The organism is Microbacterium sp. AISO3, from assembly GCF_002204305.1.
In the GTDB taxonomy this organism is placed as follows: Bacteria; Actinomycetota; Actinomycetes; order Actinomycetales; family Microbacteriaceae; genus Microbacterium; species Microbacterium arborescens.
The window spans coordinates 37335-51950 of the sequence record NZ_NHRF01000005.1; the positions used below are offsets into that span (position 1 = coordinate 37335).

Annotated in this window: 11 protein-coding genes and 1 tRNA gene; 8 read left to right on the plus strand and 4 right to left on the minus strand. The window is 72.3% G+C overall.

Going from position 1 to position 14616, the window contains the following annotated elements:
• Positions 1-17: 17 nt before the first annotated feature.
• A complete protein-coding gene (locus CBF90_RS08915; protein ID WP_088380414.1) occupies positions 18-2444 on the minus strand; it encodes an acyltransferase family protein in 2427 nt (808 codons plus the stop codon).
• Positions 2445-2575: 131 nt separating this feature from the next.
• Between CBF90_RS08915 and CBF90_RS18785 the strand changes: the two genes are divergently transcribed.
• From CBF90_RS18785 to CBF90_RS08935, 5 genes are all read left to right on the plus strand, one after another.
• A complete protein-coding gene (locus CBF90_RS18785) occupies positions 2576-3337 on the plus strand; it encodes a hypothetical protein (RefSeq protein WP_242435637.1) in 762 nt (253 codons plus the stop codon).
• Between the two features lie 4 nt (positions 3338-3341).
• A complete protein-coding gene (locus CBF90_RS08920; protein ID WP_242435638.1) occupies positions 3342-4982 on the plus strand; it encodes a RecQ family ATP-dependent DNA helicase in 1641 nt (546 codons plus the stop codon).
• Between the two features lie 273 nt (positions 4983-5255).
• Complete coding sequence (locus tag CBF90_RS08925) at positions 5256-6566, plus strand: LCP family protein (protein WP_023952429.1); 1311 nt, start codon at positions 5256-5258, stop codon at positions 6564-6566.
• A gap of 93 nt (positions 6567-6659) precedes the next feature.
• Positions 6660-6751, plus strand: a tRNA-Ser gene (locus CBF90_RS08930).
• Positions 6752-6844: 93 nt separating this feature from the next.
• A complete protein-coding gene (locus CBF90_RS08935) occupies positions 6845-7651 on the plus strand; it encodes a sugar nucleotide-binding protein (protein ID WP_088380415.1) in 807 nt (268 codons plus the stop codon).
• 165 nt (positions 7652-7816) lie between these two features.
• Here CBF90_RS08935 and CBF90_RS08940 read toward each other — a convergent pair whose 3' ends face one another.
• Positions 7817-8413, minus strand: coding sequence for a TetR/AcrR family transcriptional regulator (locus CBF90_RS08940; RefSeq protein WP_064956233.1), 597 nt, complete (start codon positions 8411-8413; stop codon positions 7817-7819).
• A gap of 62 nt (positions 8414-8475) precedes the next feature.
• Here CBF90_RS08940 and CBF90_RS08945 point away from each other — a divergent pair, with 62 nt between their 5' ends.
• The 3 genes from CBF90_RS08945 to CBF90_RS08955 all read left to right on the plus strand — a co-directional run bounded on the left by CBF90_RS08945 (position 8476) and on the right by CBF90_RS08955 (position 12229).
• Entirely contained in the window at positions 8476-10530 is a 2055-nt protein-coding gene (locus tag CBF90_RS08945) for a beta-galactosidase (RefSeq protein ID WP_088380416.1), read from the plus strand.
• Between the two features lie 19 nt (positions 10531-10549).
• Positions 10550-11524 (plus strand): squalene cyclase, encoded by a 975-nt coding sequence (locus tag CBF90_RS08950; RefSeq protein WP_088380417.1) that lies wholly within the window; start codon positions 10550-10552, stop codon positions 11522-11524.
• Positions 11525-11596: 72 nt separating this feature from the next.
• Positions 11597-12229: a flavodoxin family protein gene (locus tag CBF90_RS08955; protein WP_088380418.1), complete on the plus strand. Its 633-nt coding sequence runs from the start codon at positions 11597-11599 to the stop codon at positions 12227-12229.
• Positions 12230-12236: 7 nt separating this feature from the next.
• Here CBF90_RS08955 and CBF90_RS08960 read toward each other — a convergent pair whose 3' ends face one another.
• The gene (locus CBF90_RS08960; RefSeq protein WP_088380502.1) at positions 12237-13514 is read right to left on the minus strand and encodes a glycosyltransferase; all 1278 of its coding nucleotides are present in this window, start codon (positions 13512-13514) and stop codon (positions 12237-12239) included.
• Complete coding sequence (locus CBF90_RS08965) at positions 13511-14551, minus strand: hypothetical protein (protein WP_064956168.1); 1041 nt, start codon at positions 14549-14551, stop codon at positions 13511-13513. Before CBF90_RS08965 ends, CBF90_RS08960 begins: the two co-directional genes overlap by 4 nt.
• Between the last annotated feature and the right edge of the window lie 65 nt (positions 14552-14616).

Here is a 14616-nt window from a genome sequence, read left to right on the forward strand (position 1 = left end):
GTTTCCGGCTCCGCGGTCTACAGCAGCCCGCGGGCGGCGAGTTCGGCGCGCAGCGCGGGCACGATGTGCTCGGCGTAGGCGACGGTCAGGTGCGTGCGGTCGTAGCGCGTGGGGATGTCGCCCGCGAAGGCGGGGCACACGAGCTCCCAGCAGGCGAACGGCAGCGAGCTCACCGCGTGATTTCCGGACGCTGCCGCCACCTGCTCGGCTGCCGACTCCATCTGACCCCACGTGCTCGAGACGCCCGCGGCGCAGCCGTACGGCGAGGCGGCGGGAGAGTAGCAGCGTCCGAGATCGGCGCCCTCCGGCGGCGGCGCCAGGTGGACGATGCGACCCGGCATCCCATAGCTGTCGGCTTCGGCCTCCTGAGCGGCGAGCAGCGCATCGGCCGACAGGTCGGCCCCGTCGGGGGTGTGCCCGAGCGTGTAGGCGTTCGACATCACGACGAGGGTCGGCGCGTCGGCGAGGATCATGGCGCGGACATCGGCCTTCCGCTGCGGGCATGCCGCCATCACGCCGGCGCCGTCGTTCTGCACGGCGACGTCGGTGAAACGGCATCCGTAGAGGCCGACCGTCGTCACGCGGATGCCGCCGTCACTGTCGTCGGCGAGCTTGCGGAACGCCGGAGCGTAGGCCATCGCGGTCGAATCGCCGACGAGATAGATGTGGACGGGGGCGTCGGAGCTGCCCGTGGAGCAGCCCGTGGCGGTCGGCGAGACATCGGGTGAGAAGCAGTCGCGCGCCGGGTTGCTCGCCGACGACCGGGTCATGACCTCGTCGAGCGAGGGATGCAGCTCGGGCCATTCCGTCGCGGTCGCGGCCGCGGCGAGCTCGGCCTGCAGGGCGGCGATCGGGTCGCCGGGGTCTGCGTCGGCCGCGTCGCTCGCGGCGTCGGCGGCACCCGCGGGCGGGAAGGCGACGAGCGATGCCGTGAGGCCGCCGAACACGTTCTGGACGACGAGCACGACGGCCAGCGCGGCGATGCCGAGCCCGGATGCCGCAAGCAGCGCCGGCGGCCCGAAGCGGGCGCGCCACGCGGCCCAGGGCGCAGATGCGTCGGACGTCGGTTCTGCGGTCGTCGTTGTCGCTGTCGCTGTCCCTGTCCCTGTCCCTGTCCCTGTCGCGTGTGCGAGTGCCGGTGCGGCTATCGGTGCGGGCACATCGTGAGGAGCAAGGTCCGCTGAGTCAGGACGGGGCATACCCGGGTAGTAGCGCGTCCCGGGAGTCCAGCCCGCGGGGCGGGTGCTGAGCGCGCGCGGCGCCGGGGCCGGCGCGGCATCCCGAACCGGCGTCGCAGGGCGCTCCGCAGCGGGCACCGGCGCGGCGGCGGCATCCTCGCGCGCCGTTTCCGTCGTTTCGCCGCCGACCGACCGCTCGTACGGCGCGAATCGGAAGGGCCGCTCGACGAGGTGGTACGAGGCGACGGCGAGGACGGCCGTGATCGCGAGCACGAGCACCGTCGTGGCCTCCCGGGCGGGCAGCAGAACGGCGGCGAACACGATGACCGGGAAGTGCCAGAGGTACAGCGAGTACGACACGTCGCCCGCGAAGACGCTCACCGGGTTCGTCAGCGGGAAGAGGTGCCGATGCCGCGGGTCGCCGGGCACGCCGCCCGCGAGCACGAGTGCCGTGGCGACCACGGGCAGGGCGGCCCACGGAGCCGGGAACCCGCCCGCCGCGGGATCGATGACGGCGAACGCCACGACGAGGCTTCCGACACCGACCCACGACGCGAGTCCGCCGATGACGGGCGGGATGCGGCGCAGCAGCGGCACCATCGCGGCGATGAGCGCCCCGATCGCCAGCTCCCACGCGCGGGTGAAGGTGGAGAAGTAGGCCGCGACGGCGGCATCCGCGCTTTGCAGCATCGCCCACGCGAACGAGGTGGCGACGACGGCTGCCGCGAGCGTCGCCGCGGCCGCGGCCGCCGCGGCGCCGCGTCGCCGGGCGGCGGGCAGAAGCGAGACCGCCAGCAGGAGCAGCAGCGGCCACGTGAGGTAGAACTGCTCCTCGACCGCGAGCGACCAGAAGTGCTGGAGCGGTGAGACGGCGTCGTCGGCGTGAAAGTAATCGGTGCCGACCGCGGTGAATCGCCAGTTGGCGGCGAAGCCCGCCGACCACAGCGCGTCGACGAGCGTCTGCTCGGCGCGGGGACGATTGAAGACGACGAAGGCGCTCGCCGCCGTGGCGAGGAGCACGACGACCGCGAGAGGCAGGATGCGGCGGGCGCGCCGACCGGCGAAGGCGGCGAGGCGGATGCCGCCCGTGAGCTGCACCTCGCGCAGCAGAGCCCCGGTGATGAGGAAGCCGGAGACGACGAAGAACACGTCGACCCCGACGAACCCGCCGCGTGGCCAGCCGACGGCGTGCGCGCCGATGACCGCGAGGACGGCGAGAGCCCGAAGGCCCTGGATGTCGCGTCGCGGCGTCGGGTGGGGGAGCATCGGGCTGTTCACATGGCGTCCGGGAGGGCGCCACCGAGTGTAGTGGGAGCGGTCTCACTGCGGCGATAGCGCATCGAGATCTCAGCGCAACCCCTGTGCGCGAGCAGCAGGGAACCCGCTTCGCTGGCGCGATGAGAGCTCTTCCTCGTGCGCCTTTCGCCCGCGTGGCCGGGACGCTGCTCCGCGGATTCTTCGGCGCTCTGCTGGTTCTGCGCCGGCCGCGCCCGATCCACGTCCGCGGGACGATGCTCAGCGGCACGATCCGCTGGGTCGGCCCGGATCGTCGGTCCGGGGTCTCGTGGATAGACGATCCGCCGGTCGCCGGTGAGACGCCCGTGGTCGCTCGCCTGTCGCGATCACTCGGACTCCCGGACGCTCTGCCCGACATCTTCGGGCTCGCGCTCCGCATCCCCGGTGACCCCGAGTCTCCGGGGGACGGCGCGGCCGACATCGAGTTCGCCTCGACCGGGCGGGGCGTGCCGCTGCGCTACGCGCTGCTGCCCCTGCGCCGGCCCGACCGCGCGCGTTTCGGCATCCTGCTGCCCTACCGCGGACGCCGGGGCCCGGTGCTGCTCTCGGCGACGACCGTGGACGGCGGCCCGGATGCCGCGGACTGGCGTCTCGTGCTGTCGTTCGCCTCGCCGTTCGGCCCCTGGCGCCCGTTCGCGCTCGTGCGGCTGCGCCGTGCCGCGTGGCCGGATGGTCAGCCCCGATTCGACGCCGGACGACGGGTGCTGCCCGGCGCGCGCGTCTACCCCTGGGTGCGTGCGTTGCGCCAGCCGTCGTACGACCGCGTCCAGCGTCGCGGGCTGCAGCCCGCTGACGACGCGCCTTCCACACCGGGGGCGCCGGCGCAAGCGGCGTGCACGGTCGCGGCGGGCGCGATGGACTGAGCCGGTGCAGCCCGACGAGATCGCCCGTGTCGCCCGAGAGTCCTTCGGCATCGAGGAGCTGCGCCCGCAGCAGCTCGACGCCATCGAGGCGGCCGTCGCCGGGCGAGACGTGCTGGTCGTCTGGGCGACGGGGGCCGGGAAGTCGGCCGTCTACCAGGTCGCCGCGGCCCTCCGGCCCGGACTGACCGCGATCGTCTCGCCCCTCATCGCGCTGCAGGAGGATCAGCTCGCGCGCATCGAGGAGGCGCCCGATGCGCCCGACGGCGTCGCCCTGAACTCGAGCCGGGGCGTGCGCGCCCAGCGCGAGGCCTGGGACGCGATCCGTTCGGGAGAGGCCTCGTACGTCCTGCTCGCGCCCGAACAGCTCGCGAAGGACGACGTCGTCGCCGAGCTCGCCGAGGCGGGGGTGTCGCTGCTGGTCGTGGACGAGGCGCACTGCATCGCAGCCTGGGGGCACGACTTCCGCCCCGACTACCTCATGTTGGGCGAGGTCTCCGAGCGTCTGGGGCGTCCGCCGATCCTCGCGATGACCGCGACGGCCACGAGCCCCGTCCGCACCGAGATCATCGAGCGGCTCGGGATGGACGACCCGGCGATCCTCGTGGGCGATGTCGACCGGCCGAACATCGAGCTGAACGTCCGCCGTCATGCCGAGAAGTCGGGCAAGCGCGAGGCCGTGATCGACGAGGTGGCGGAGCTGCCGGGGCCCGGGCTGCTGTACACCGCCACCCGGCGGGGCGCCGAGGAGTACGCCGAGGCGCTGCAGGAACGCGGCGTCAACGCCGTCGCGTACCACGCCGGTCTGTCGGCGAAGGAGCGCAACGGGGTGCACGAGGCATTCCACGACGGCGAGGTCGAGGTCGTGGTCGCCACCTCGGCCTTCGGGATGGGGATCGACAAGGCCGATGTGCGCTTCGTCGTGCACGCCGACATCCCCGACTCGATCGACGCCTACTATCAGGAGCTCGGTCGCGCCGGCCGCGACGGCGAGCCCGCGACGGCGACGCTGCACTACCGGCCCGAAGATCTGTCGCTGCGACGTTTCTTCGCGGCGTCGGCCCCGAAGCGCGGCGAGCTCAAGCGACTCGTCGACGCCATCGCCGGCGCGACGCGGTCGCGTGCCGAGATCGCCGCGGCCGGCGGGCTGTCGGCCCGTCGCGTCACCGCCCTGCTCACCGTGCTCGTGGATGCGGGTGCCGTGCGTACGAGTCGCGCCGGTGTGGCACTGCGGCGGGGGATGACCGTCGAGCATGCGGTCGACGCTGCGCTGGAGAGGTCGGCGGAGCGCGAGCGCATCGACGCCTCCCGCATCGAGATGCTCCGCAGCTACGCCGAGACCCGTCGGTGCCGGCGGGCGACGCTGCTCGGGTACTTCGGGCAGGACTACGTCGAGCCGTGCGAGAACTGCGACACGTGCGCGGCATCCGCGAACGACCGCTCGGCTCGCGACGAAGGGCCGGGGAGACAGGGCGACCACACCGACGGGCCCTTCCACGTCGACGACATCGTCCGCCACCACGAGTGGGGTGAGGGGACGGTCATGGCGGTGGAGGACGACCGGGTGACCGTGTTCTTCGAATCGCAGGGGTACAAGGTGCTCGCCACAGACCTGGTGGCTGAGCGCGGCCTGCTCGAACCTGCCTGATCTTCGCCCGCTGCTCGCCCCTGGGAGTGCTTACCAGTCTCGTTCCATTCCGGCCGGTTCGCCGTTCGCGGCTCGTTAGCGTGCAGGTGAGTGAAACGAGCATGTCGGGGCGGTGGCGGCTGAATGGGGGGCGTCGCCGCCTCGCATGTCCGCGGCGCTCACAGAGTTTCCAGACATCCGTCCCTATGATGAGTCGGTCACCCGGGAGTGCCTGCGCGACGCGAAGAGCGTGCACCCGAACGCACTCCTCGCCGGCTCGTCGAGAGGACACCCGTGAGCGCACGTTCCGATGCGAAGGCGTCGCGGCGCCGTCGTCGTCCCGTCGCCCGGCACGGCCAGCTGCGGTCGCCGAACCCGCTGACCCAGATCCTGGCGGTGCTCGGCGTCATGGTCGCCGTCGTCGTCGTGAGCGGTGTCGCCATCGGCGGTTTCTACGTGTGGAACGCCACCCAGGTCGTGGCCGACGCGGGCGTCTCGATCGGCGACGACGACTCGCAGCTCCCCCCGACGATCGGCGAGATCGAGGGCGGCGTGAACATGCTCGTGGTCGGCACCGACTCGTGCGAGGGAGCGAACGCTGAACTATCGGGTGCCTGTCAGGCGAAGGACACCGACGGTGAGCGCAACGATGTGACGATGCTCGTGCACATCAGCGACGAGCCGCGACGCGTGACCGTCATCTCTTTCCCGCGCGACATGATCGTCCCGATCCCCGCCTGCACCGGCGAGGACGGCACCCAGTACTCCGCGATGAGCGCTCAGATGCTCAACGTCTCGTACATGTACGGCGGCCTCGCGTGCTCGGTCAGCACGATCGAAGAGCTGACGGGCATCGACATCCAGTTCGCCGCCGCGACCCGATGGACCGGCGTCATCAACATGTCCGACGCGATCGGCGGCGTCGACGTCTGCGTGTCGGATGACATCAACGACTCCCACACGGGCCTGAGCCTCGCGAAGGGCAATCACACTCTGCAAGGCACCGAGGCTCTGCAATTCCTGCGCACGCGGTACGCGATCGGCGACGGGTCCGACCTCGGGCGGATCTCGAACCAGCAGCAGTTCATGAGCTCGATGGTGCGCAAGCTGCAGTCCGACGGCGTGCTCGGCAATCCGACGGCGCTGCTCAACCTCGCCACCACCGCAGTCGACCAGGTCGCCAGCGGACAGATCAAGCTGAGCTCGTCGCTGTCGAGCCCGCAGCGGATGGTGCAGATCGCCCTCGCCATGCGCAGCGTGCCCTACGAGGACATCGTCTTCGTGCAGTACCCCACCGCGTACGTCGACGGCGGGCTGCGCGTCCGGCCCGTCGAGAGCGCCGCGAAGGTGCTGTTCGACGCGCTCGCCGCGAACCAGCCCGTGCAGCTGAGCGGATCGACGAGCGACGGCTACGGCACCGAGGTCGTCGGCGAGGCGGCTCCTCCCGCGCCTGCTCCGACCGACTCCGCAGCGCCCGCCGACCCGGCGGCGACGCCGGATGCGCCCGCGACGGAGGCGCCCGAAGCGGGCGCGCCGGTCGTGCTGCCGGATTCGGTCACGGGCCAGACGGCGGCGCAGGTGACCTGCACCGTCAGTGCGCGCTGAGACGGGGCGCCTTCACGGCCTTCGATTCGGAGCCTGGGGAAGTCCGGGCTATGATTGCCGGGTGCATCCGCGCCGTCTCGCGTCGGATGCCGTGGAGACGTCGCATAGTCAGGCCTAGTGCACCACCCTGCTAAGGTGGAGTCCCCGTAAGGGGACCGAGGGTTCAAATCCCTCCGTCTCCGCCACGATAAAAGCCCCGGTCCGCCGGGGCTTTTTCGTTTCCGGCTGCGTCTCGATGCGGCGGCCCCGGCCCGGGCGCGCCCTGGGAGGATGGGGATATGACTGCTCGACGTACGCTCCTGGTCGGATCCGGCAAGGTCGCCACTCGCCTCGGCGAGAGCCTCGTCGATGCGGGGCAGGAGGTCGTCGCGATCCGGCGGAGCGCCGGCGGCATCCGGCCTGCGTTCACGCCGATCGTCGCCGACCTGGCAGCGTCCCTCGACACGACGTTGCCCGCGGTCGACGCGATGGTCGTCACGCTTCCGCCGGGGGATGACCCCGGCTTCTACCGCGCCGCGCTTCAGCGGATCGCGCAGGCCCTCCCGAAGCAGCCCGAGCGCACCGTCTTCGTGTCGTCGACGCGGGTCTTCGAGGGGTCGGGTCCGGAGCGCGCTCTCGACGAGGATGACGAGCCTCGGCCCACGAGTATGCGGGGCGAACAGCTCGTCGACGGCGAGCGTGCGGCGCGCGAACTGTTCGACGCGATCATCGTGCGGCCGGCGGGGATCTACGGGCCCGGGCGCGAGCGGCTGATCCGGCAGGTTCTCGCGGGCGAGCCGGTCGACTACGACCGCCGCACCAACCGCATCCACGAGGGCGACCTCGTCCGCGCGATCGCGCAGCTGCTCGACGCGGACGCGCCGCCCGCGCTCCTGCACGGCGTCGACCGGCGACCCGCGACCCTCGGCGAGGTGGTCGAGTTCATCGCGGATCGCCTCGGGGTCGCCGCACCGCCGCGCGCGGAGGTCATGCCCGACGCCGACCGCGGCAAGGTGCTCGACGGCTCGCGCCTCGCGGCGATGCTCGACTTCACGTTCCCGACGTTCGTCGAGGGCTACGGGCGCATGATCGCCGATCGAGGCTGATCGCCGCGCCCAGCGGCGGCGATTCTGCCGTCGGAGCCGATACAGCCGTCGGACCGGTGGTGCTGGTGTCGCCTGCGGCGGGGGCCGAGGCCACATCAGCCCCGCCAGCCCCGCCAGTCCGACGAATGTATCGGCTCGAGCGCGGCGCGCTCAGGCGCGGCGTGCTCAGCGGCGAGGGCGCAGCAGGCCGGTGAGCAGCAGGCGCATCGCGGCGACGGGATCGGTGTCGTCGGTCAGCCAGCGGATCTGGATGCCCTCCCAGCCGCTGATCACGAGGTCGGCGAGGGCTCGCGGGTCGTCGTCCGCCTCGAGTCGGCCGCGGGCGCGGTCGTCGGCGATCGCCGCGGCATAGGTCTCGGTGACCGCTCGGTAGCGCTCGAGCAGCCAGGCGTGCGCCTCGTGCTCGGGGTGCGTCGCCTCGGCCGACACGATCGAGAACATGCGGACGAGCTCGCGCCGCGCGAGGTTGCGCTCGACGATGGCGAGCACGCTCGGGATGAACCCGTCGCGGGCCGCGCGCGCGGGGAAGTCGGTGTCGGCGGCATCCTCCTGCTCGAGGACGGCCGCCAGCAGCGAGACCTTCGTGGGGAAGTGGTGCATCACGGTGGTGAGACTCAGATCGAGCTGCTTGGCGATCTGGCGGAGCGACCCGCCGCGGTAGCCGTGGGTGCCGAACACGACGGTCGCCGACGCCACGATCTCCGCACGCCGGGCCGCGCTCTTCGCGTACGGCCCGCGGGGGTGAGCGGCATCGGAGGGCATGACCCGAGCGTAGAACACCTCAATCCCGTGCATCTGCACGTGTTTCGGTCTAGGCTGATCGCATGGCAACGGATGACACGACCTACCGCTGGGTGAAGGACGGGGCGCTCGGCCCGGGACGGATGCGCTACGGCGCCGACTACAACCCGGAGCAGTGGCCGCGCGAGGTGTGGGACGAGGACGTCCGGCTCATGCGCGAGGCCGGGGTCAACATCGTCTCGCTCGGGATCTTCTCGTGGGCGCTGCTCGAGCCGCGTCCCGGCGAATGGGATTTCGGATGGCTCGACGAGGTCATCGATCTGCTCCACGCCAACGGCATCGACGTCGACCTCGCCACGGCGACCGCGTCGCCGCCGCCGTGGCTCGCGAAGCGGCATCCCGAGATCCTGCCGCAGACGATCGACGGAACGACCCTCTGGCCGGGGTCGCGCCAGCACTGGCGGCCGACGTCGCCGGTCTTCCGCGAGTACGCGCTGCGGCTGACCCGCGCCCTGGCCGAGCGCTACGCCGACCACCCCGCCCTCGTCGCCTGGCACATCTCGAACGAGCTCGGCTGCCACAACCTGTACGACTTCTCGGATGACGCCGCCCGGGCCTTCCGGGTGTGGCTGCAGGAGCGCTACACGACCCTCGACGCGCTCAACGAGGCCTGGGGCACGGCGTTCTGGTCGCAGCACTACGAGGAATGGGACGAGATCCTGCCGCCGCGCGCCGCGCCGACGCAGCGCAACCCCGGACAGCAGCTCGACTTCGAGCGCTTCTCGTCGGATGCCGTTCGCGACCACCTCCGTGCCGAGAACGCGGTGCTGGCCGAAGTGACTCCCGGCGTCCCGCGCACGACGAACTTCATGGTCGCCCAGAACGTCCGCGACATCGACTACCCCTCGTGGGTCGGCGACGTCGACTTCGTCTCGAACGACCACTACCTGCGCCCGGGCGAGCTCGGGCGCGACGACCTGTCGTTCTGGTCGAACCTCACCGGCAACATCGCCGGCGGCCGGCCGTGGTTCCTCATGGAGCACGCGCCGAGCGCGGTGAACTGGCGTGCGGTCAACCCACCCAAGCGCCCCGGCGAGCTCGTCCGCGACGCCCTCACCCATGTCGGGCACGGGGCCGACGCGGTCTGCTACTTCCAGTGGCGGCAGTCCCGTGCCGGGGGCGAGCGCTACCACTCCGGCATGGTCCCGCACGCCGGCGCCGACAGTCGGGTGTTCCGTGATGTCGTCGACCTCGGTTCGCAGCTGCGCGACCTCGCACCCGTGACCGGCAGTCGGCGCGAGCGGGCTCGTGTGGCGCTGGTGTTCGACTACGAGTCGTGGTGGGTCAGCGGCCGCGACTCGCACCCCGCCGAGTCGCCCGCCTATGACGACGAGACACTGCTGTGGTACCGGGCGCTCCTCGACCTCGGGGTCCGCGTCGACGTCGTGCCCGTCGCCGCCGACCTCGACGACTACGAGGTCGTCGTCGCGCCGATGCTCCACGTCGTCCCGGCGGCGCTGCGCGAGCGCCTGACCGCCTTCGTCGGCGGCGGTGGTCACCTCGTGACGACCTACTTCTCGGGCGTGGTCGACGAGAACGACCGGGTGTGGCTCGGCGGTTACCCGGGCGCGCTGCGCGACCTGCTCGGCATCACGATCGAGGAGTTCGTGCCGATGCTGCCGGGGGAGACGGCATCCCTCGCATCCGGCACGGTCGTCCGCGACTGGAGCGAGCGCATCGCTCGCGTCGAACCGGATGTCGAGGTGCTCGACTTTTACGCGGGCGGCGATCTCGACGGCGCCCCGGCCATCACTCGGCGCCGCAGCGCCCACGACAGCGGCGGCAGCGCGACGTACGTGTCGGCTGCGATCGGTCGGCCCGGTGCGGCGGACGTCATGCGGCGCCTGGCCGGCGACATCCCGGCGCTCGCGGCAGACGCCCTCGCGGCCGACGGCGACGTCGACGTGATCGTCCGTCGCCACGAGGGCGGACGTTACGTGTTCCTCGCGAACCGCACCGACGACGAGGTGGTCGTGGCCGCAGCGGGTGACCTGCTCGCGGGCGCCGCCGAGCGCGGTTCCGCGGATGCCGTGACGATCGCTCCCCGCGGGGTCGCCGTGCTCGCGCAGGAGGGCTGACCCGCGCGACAATGACCGCATGACCGACACGGACGGCACGCTGGCGTGGCTTCTGGACACCGACCCGTCGCTGCGCTGGCAGGTGGAGCGCGACCTCGCCGGCGCTCCGCCGTCGGTGTGGCAGGCCACGCGCGCCCGCGTCGCGACCGAGGGCAACGGGGCGCGCCTCCTGCGGGAGCAGGGCGACGACGGCCAGTGGGAGGGCGGAGCCTACTTCCCCGCGGGGTTCTTCGACAGCCCGGAGGCCCGCGCGCCGGGTCAGCCCTGGACGGCGACCACCTGGACCCTGAAGGATCTGCGCGAGTGGGGTCTGGATGCCGCCGTCCTCGGCGACACCGCGGAACGGCTCCGGCGCAACAGCCGGTGGGAGTACGACGACCTGCCGTACTGGGACGGTGAGATCGACGTCTGCATCAATTCCTTCACGCTCGCTACGGGCGCCTGGCTCGGCGTCGACATGAGCGGACTGGCGCGGTGGTTCCGCGATCATCAGCTGACCGACGGCGGGTGGAACTGCGAGGCGGAGGAGGGCCGGTCGACCCGCGGGTCGTTCCACTCGACGCTCAACGCCCTGCGCGGCATGCTCGCGTGGGAGCAGATCACCGACGACACGGCCCTCCGTGAGAGCCGGCACCGCGGTGAGGAGTACCTGCTGTCGCGGCGGCTGGCCTTCCGCGCCTCGACCGGCGAGCCCGTGGGTGACTTCGTGACGGAGTTCGTCTATCCCAACCGCCACCGCTACAGCGTCCTCGCAGCCCTCGACCACTTCCGCGCCGCCGCGCTCCTCGAGGGCGTCGCGCCCGACCCGCGGCTGGCGCAGGCCGTCGACATGGTTCGGAATGCTCGCTCCGCCGACGGCACATGGCATCAGGGGACGCCGCTGGCGGGACGCGTCTGGTTCGACATCGATGTCGCCCGGGGTGAGCCGTCGCCCTGGCTGACGATGATCGCCCTGCGCGTGCTGCGGTGGTGGGATGCCGCCGTTCCGGCCTGACGCGGTCCTGTCAACGGCCTGTCGTCCGTCACGGATCGTCGCCGACGATGGCGGCAGACGAAAGGACTCGCCATGACGACAGACTCGCCAGCTTCCGACGCCCCGCTTCGCGTCGTCGCCCTCAACTGCACCCTGAAGCCCGCACCCGCTGAGTCGAGCACGCAGCTCATGCTGCAGCAGGTGCTCGACGCCCTCGCCGGGCATGGTGCCGCGGGTACGCAGGTGCGTATCGCCGACCTGAACATCGCGCCCGGCGTCGAGACCGACATGGGGGAGGGCGACGAGTGGCCCTCCGTTCGTGAGCAGATCCTCGCCGCAGACATCCTGGTCGTCGGGACGCCCATCTGGATGGGGCACGCCTCGAGTCTCGCGCAGCGCGTCCTCGAGCGCCTGGACGCCGAACTCTCCGAGACGGACGATGCCGGTCGGCCGATCCTCTTCGACCGCGTCGCCGTGGTGGCCGTGGTCGGCAACGAGGACGGCGCGCACAAGGCCACCGCAGACCTGTTCCAGGGGTTGAACGATGTCGGGTTCACGATTCCCGCCCAGGGCGGTACGTACTGGAACGGCGAGGCGATGCAGACGGTCGATTTCAAGGATCTCGAGAAGACCCCCGACCCGGTCGCCTCGACGACGGCGACACTCGCCCGCAACGCGGCGCACCTCGCCCGCGTGCTGCGCGCGGCCCGCTACCCCGCGGAGTGAGCGCCGGTCATCCCCAGCCGCCGAGGTAGGCGGCGAGGTCCGGCTCGTCGGTGACGACGCGGATCGCCGCTGTCGTCACCGACGCCGTCGGGAAGAGATCGTCGCGGTGCCAGCGCTCGCTCCGGGTGCGGGCGCGCGTCGACGTCATCCGCACCAGTGGCTCGCCGTCGGGGGAGCGCAGCGTCACCTCGCCGAGCGCCTCGTCGCCCATCCGCGCCAGCGACGCGGCGAGGACGTCGGCGTCGGCGTCGACGCGGACCGGGCGCAGCAGCTCGACGACGACCCGGACCCGGTCGAAGGCGGCATCCGGCTCGGAGTCCTCGGCGAGGACTGCGGCGCGGTTCGAGGCGGGGCCGAGCGCCGCGAGGGTGCTGTCGAGGGCGAGGAACCGCTGCCCGGCGCTCGCGTGCGGCGGCGCGATGATCGCGATGTCGGGGTGGGTGGGCCGGAGGCCCCGGCCCGCGGATCCGGCGACGGGGATGAGGTCGCTCAGCCGGATGGCCTCGGCATTGCGGCGTGCGACAGCGCCTTCGTCGCGTCCGGCGGCATCCGGGCCGTCGTGCCAGGCGACGGCCGCGGGCACGTGGGCGAGCAGCGCGCCGCGCAGCCACGCGCGATAGGTCCACTCCCAGTCCTCCCCGCCGTACGACGTGAACGACTCGTCGAATCCGCCCGTCGCATCGAACAGCATCCGCGAGCACGCGATGACGGCCCCGATGACGTACCGGTAGCTGCGGTCGTCGGCGTGGAGGAGGTTCGCGGTCCGGCGATACTCCGCCGCGAGCCAGTCCGGCTCGGGCAGAGCCCTGCGCGCCGCCTCCTCGGCGAGCCGGGTGGCGTCGACGTCGCGCAGGTCGGCGTGCCGGCGGCGCCCGACCGTGAGGCAGTCCGGCGCGAGTGCGGGCAGCCGGGTCAGCTCACGGATGAAGGCGGGTTCGGGTGCCGTATCGGCGTCGAGGAACACGAGCACGTCGCCGCGTGCCGCAGCCGCTCCGAGATTGCGGACGGCCGCGAGCCGGAAGCCCCGGTCCTCGTGGTGGACGAGCTCGACCCCGTCCGGAACGGAGGGCGGCTCGGGCGAGCCGTCGTCGGCGACGATGATCTGCAGCAGCTCGGCCGGGTGATCCTGCGACCGCAGCGCGGCGAGCGTGCGCGCGAGCTGTTCGGGCTGGCGGTAGTGGGCGACGATGACCGACACGAGCGGCGGTTGTTCGGGCCACCGCCCGTCGAGGAGATCCCACCGGTTCGCCGGGAGCGGCATGCCGGCGGGGCTGTCTGCCGTCATCGCGGCATCCCGCGCCACCACGCGAGGTACGACCCGGCCGCGTCGGCGAGATCCGGATGCAGCGGGTGCCCCGGCACGAGGCGCGTCGAGGCCGGATCTTCCCAGGCGGCGGCGAGCATGCCGGTCAGCTCCGCCGGGTCGAACAGGGTCGCGGTGCCGGGTCGCAGACGGTCCATCTCGTCGCTGTAGCGCGAGCGGACGACCAGCGGGCGGCGGCCCGCCTCGATCCAGTCGAGCATCGACCGCGACGCCGACACGTGCTCGTGGGCGGCGACCGGGATGCCGGGTTCGCGCAGCCGCCGGGCGAACTCCTCGTCGCCGAGGAACCCGGTGATCTCGAAGCGACCGCCGAGATCGGCCGCCAGGCGTTCGAGTGCGGCGACATCGCCGTCATGGCCCGGCGACGCGGCGCCCAGCGCGCGGACGACCGCTTCGCCGACCGGCCGTCCCGACGCCCGCAGGGCGTCCACGGCGGCGGTCGCGGCGCGCACGGCGGGCTCGTGCCCCTTTCCGGGGTAGACGAAGCCGGCGATGAGCACGACGAGATCTGCCGAGGTGGTGGGTTCGCCGGTCTCGGGGGCGGCGGCGACGCGGGTTCCCAGCGGGATCACCCGGGGGCGCAGGTCGTCGCCCAGGTGCTCGGACACCAGCAGCCGTTCGTGATCGCTGTTGACGGCCACGGCGTCGGCTGCGGCGAAGAAGCGGCGATACGCGGCGACCCGGCGGTCGTACTTCGTGCCGTCGGAGGGCTGCGGCAGGTCATGCAGCGTGAGCGTCAGCCGGCAGGCGCCGGCGAGCGTCTCGACCGCGTCTGCGGCGGCTTCGAGGCTCGTTCCGAGCAGGCGGTCCGTCGCGTGCAGGTGCACGCGCTCGCCGGGGGCGATCGCCGCCAGCGCGGCACCGAGGTCGGTCACCTCGACGGTGCGGAGGGCCGGGTCGAGCCGGTGGGCGGCCCGGGCGATGTCGGCACCGTAGTCGGTCACGCCGTGTCCGGCGGGGCCCCAGACCAGGCACAGGGGAGGGGGGTCGGCGGGCATCCGGTCATCGTTACCGGTCGCCTGTGGTTCGCGCAAGTGCGAGGCGCCGGCGTGTCCGCTCGGCT

What these genes read in the sequence shown, in the direction of transcription:
- CBF90_RS08955 (WP_088380418.1), top strand. Translation starts at nt 11,597, where the DNA reads ATGACGACAGACTCGCCAGCTTCCGACGCCCCGCTTCGCGTCGTCGCC.
- CBF90_RS08950 (WP_088380417.1), top strand. Translation starts at nt 10,550, where the DNA reads ATGACCGACACGGACGGCACGCTGGCGTGGCTTCTGGACACCGACCCG.
- CBF90_RS08940 (WP_064956233.1), bottom strand. Translation starts at nt 8,413, where the DNA reads ATGCCCTCCGATGCCGCTCACCCCCGCGGGCCGTACGCGAAGAGCGCG.
- CBF90_RS08960 (WP_088380502.1), bottom strand. Translation starts at nt 13,514, where the DNA reads ATGACGGCAGACAGCCCCGCCGGCATGCCGCTCCCGGCGAACCGGTGG.
- CBF90_RS08945 (WP_088380416.1), top strand. Translation starts at nt 8,476, where the DNA reads ATGGCAACGGATGACACGACCTACCGCTGGGTGAAGGACGGGGCGCTC.
- CBF90_RS18785 (WP_242435637.1), top strand. Translation starts at nt 2,576, where the DNA reads ATGAGAGCTCTTCCTCGTGCGCCTTTCGCCCGCGTGGCCGGGACGCTG.
- CBF90_RS08935 (WP_088380415.1), top strand. Translation starts at nt 6,845, where the DNA reads ATGACTGCTCGACGTACGCTCCTGGTCGGATCCGGCAAGGTCGCCACT.
- CBF90_RS08915 (WP_088380414.1), bottom strand. Translation starts at nt 2,444, where the DNA reads ATGCTCCCCCACCCGACGCCGCGACGCGACATCCAGGGCCTTCGGGCT.
- CBF90_RS08965 (WP_064956168.1), bottom strand. Translation starts at nt 14,551, where the DNA reads ATGCCCGCCGACCCCCCTCCCCTGTGCCTGGTCTGGGGCCCCGCCGGA.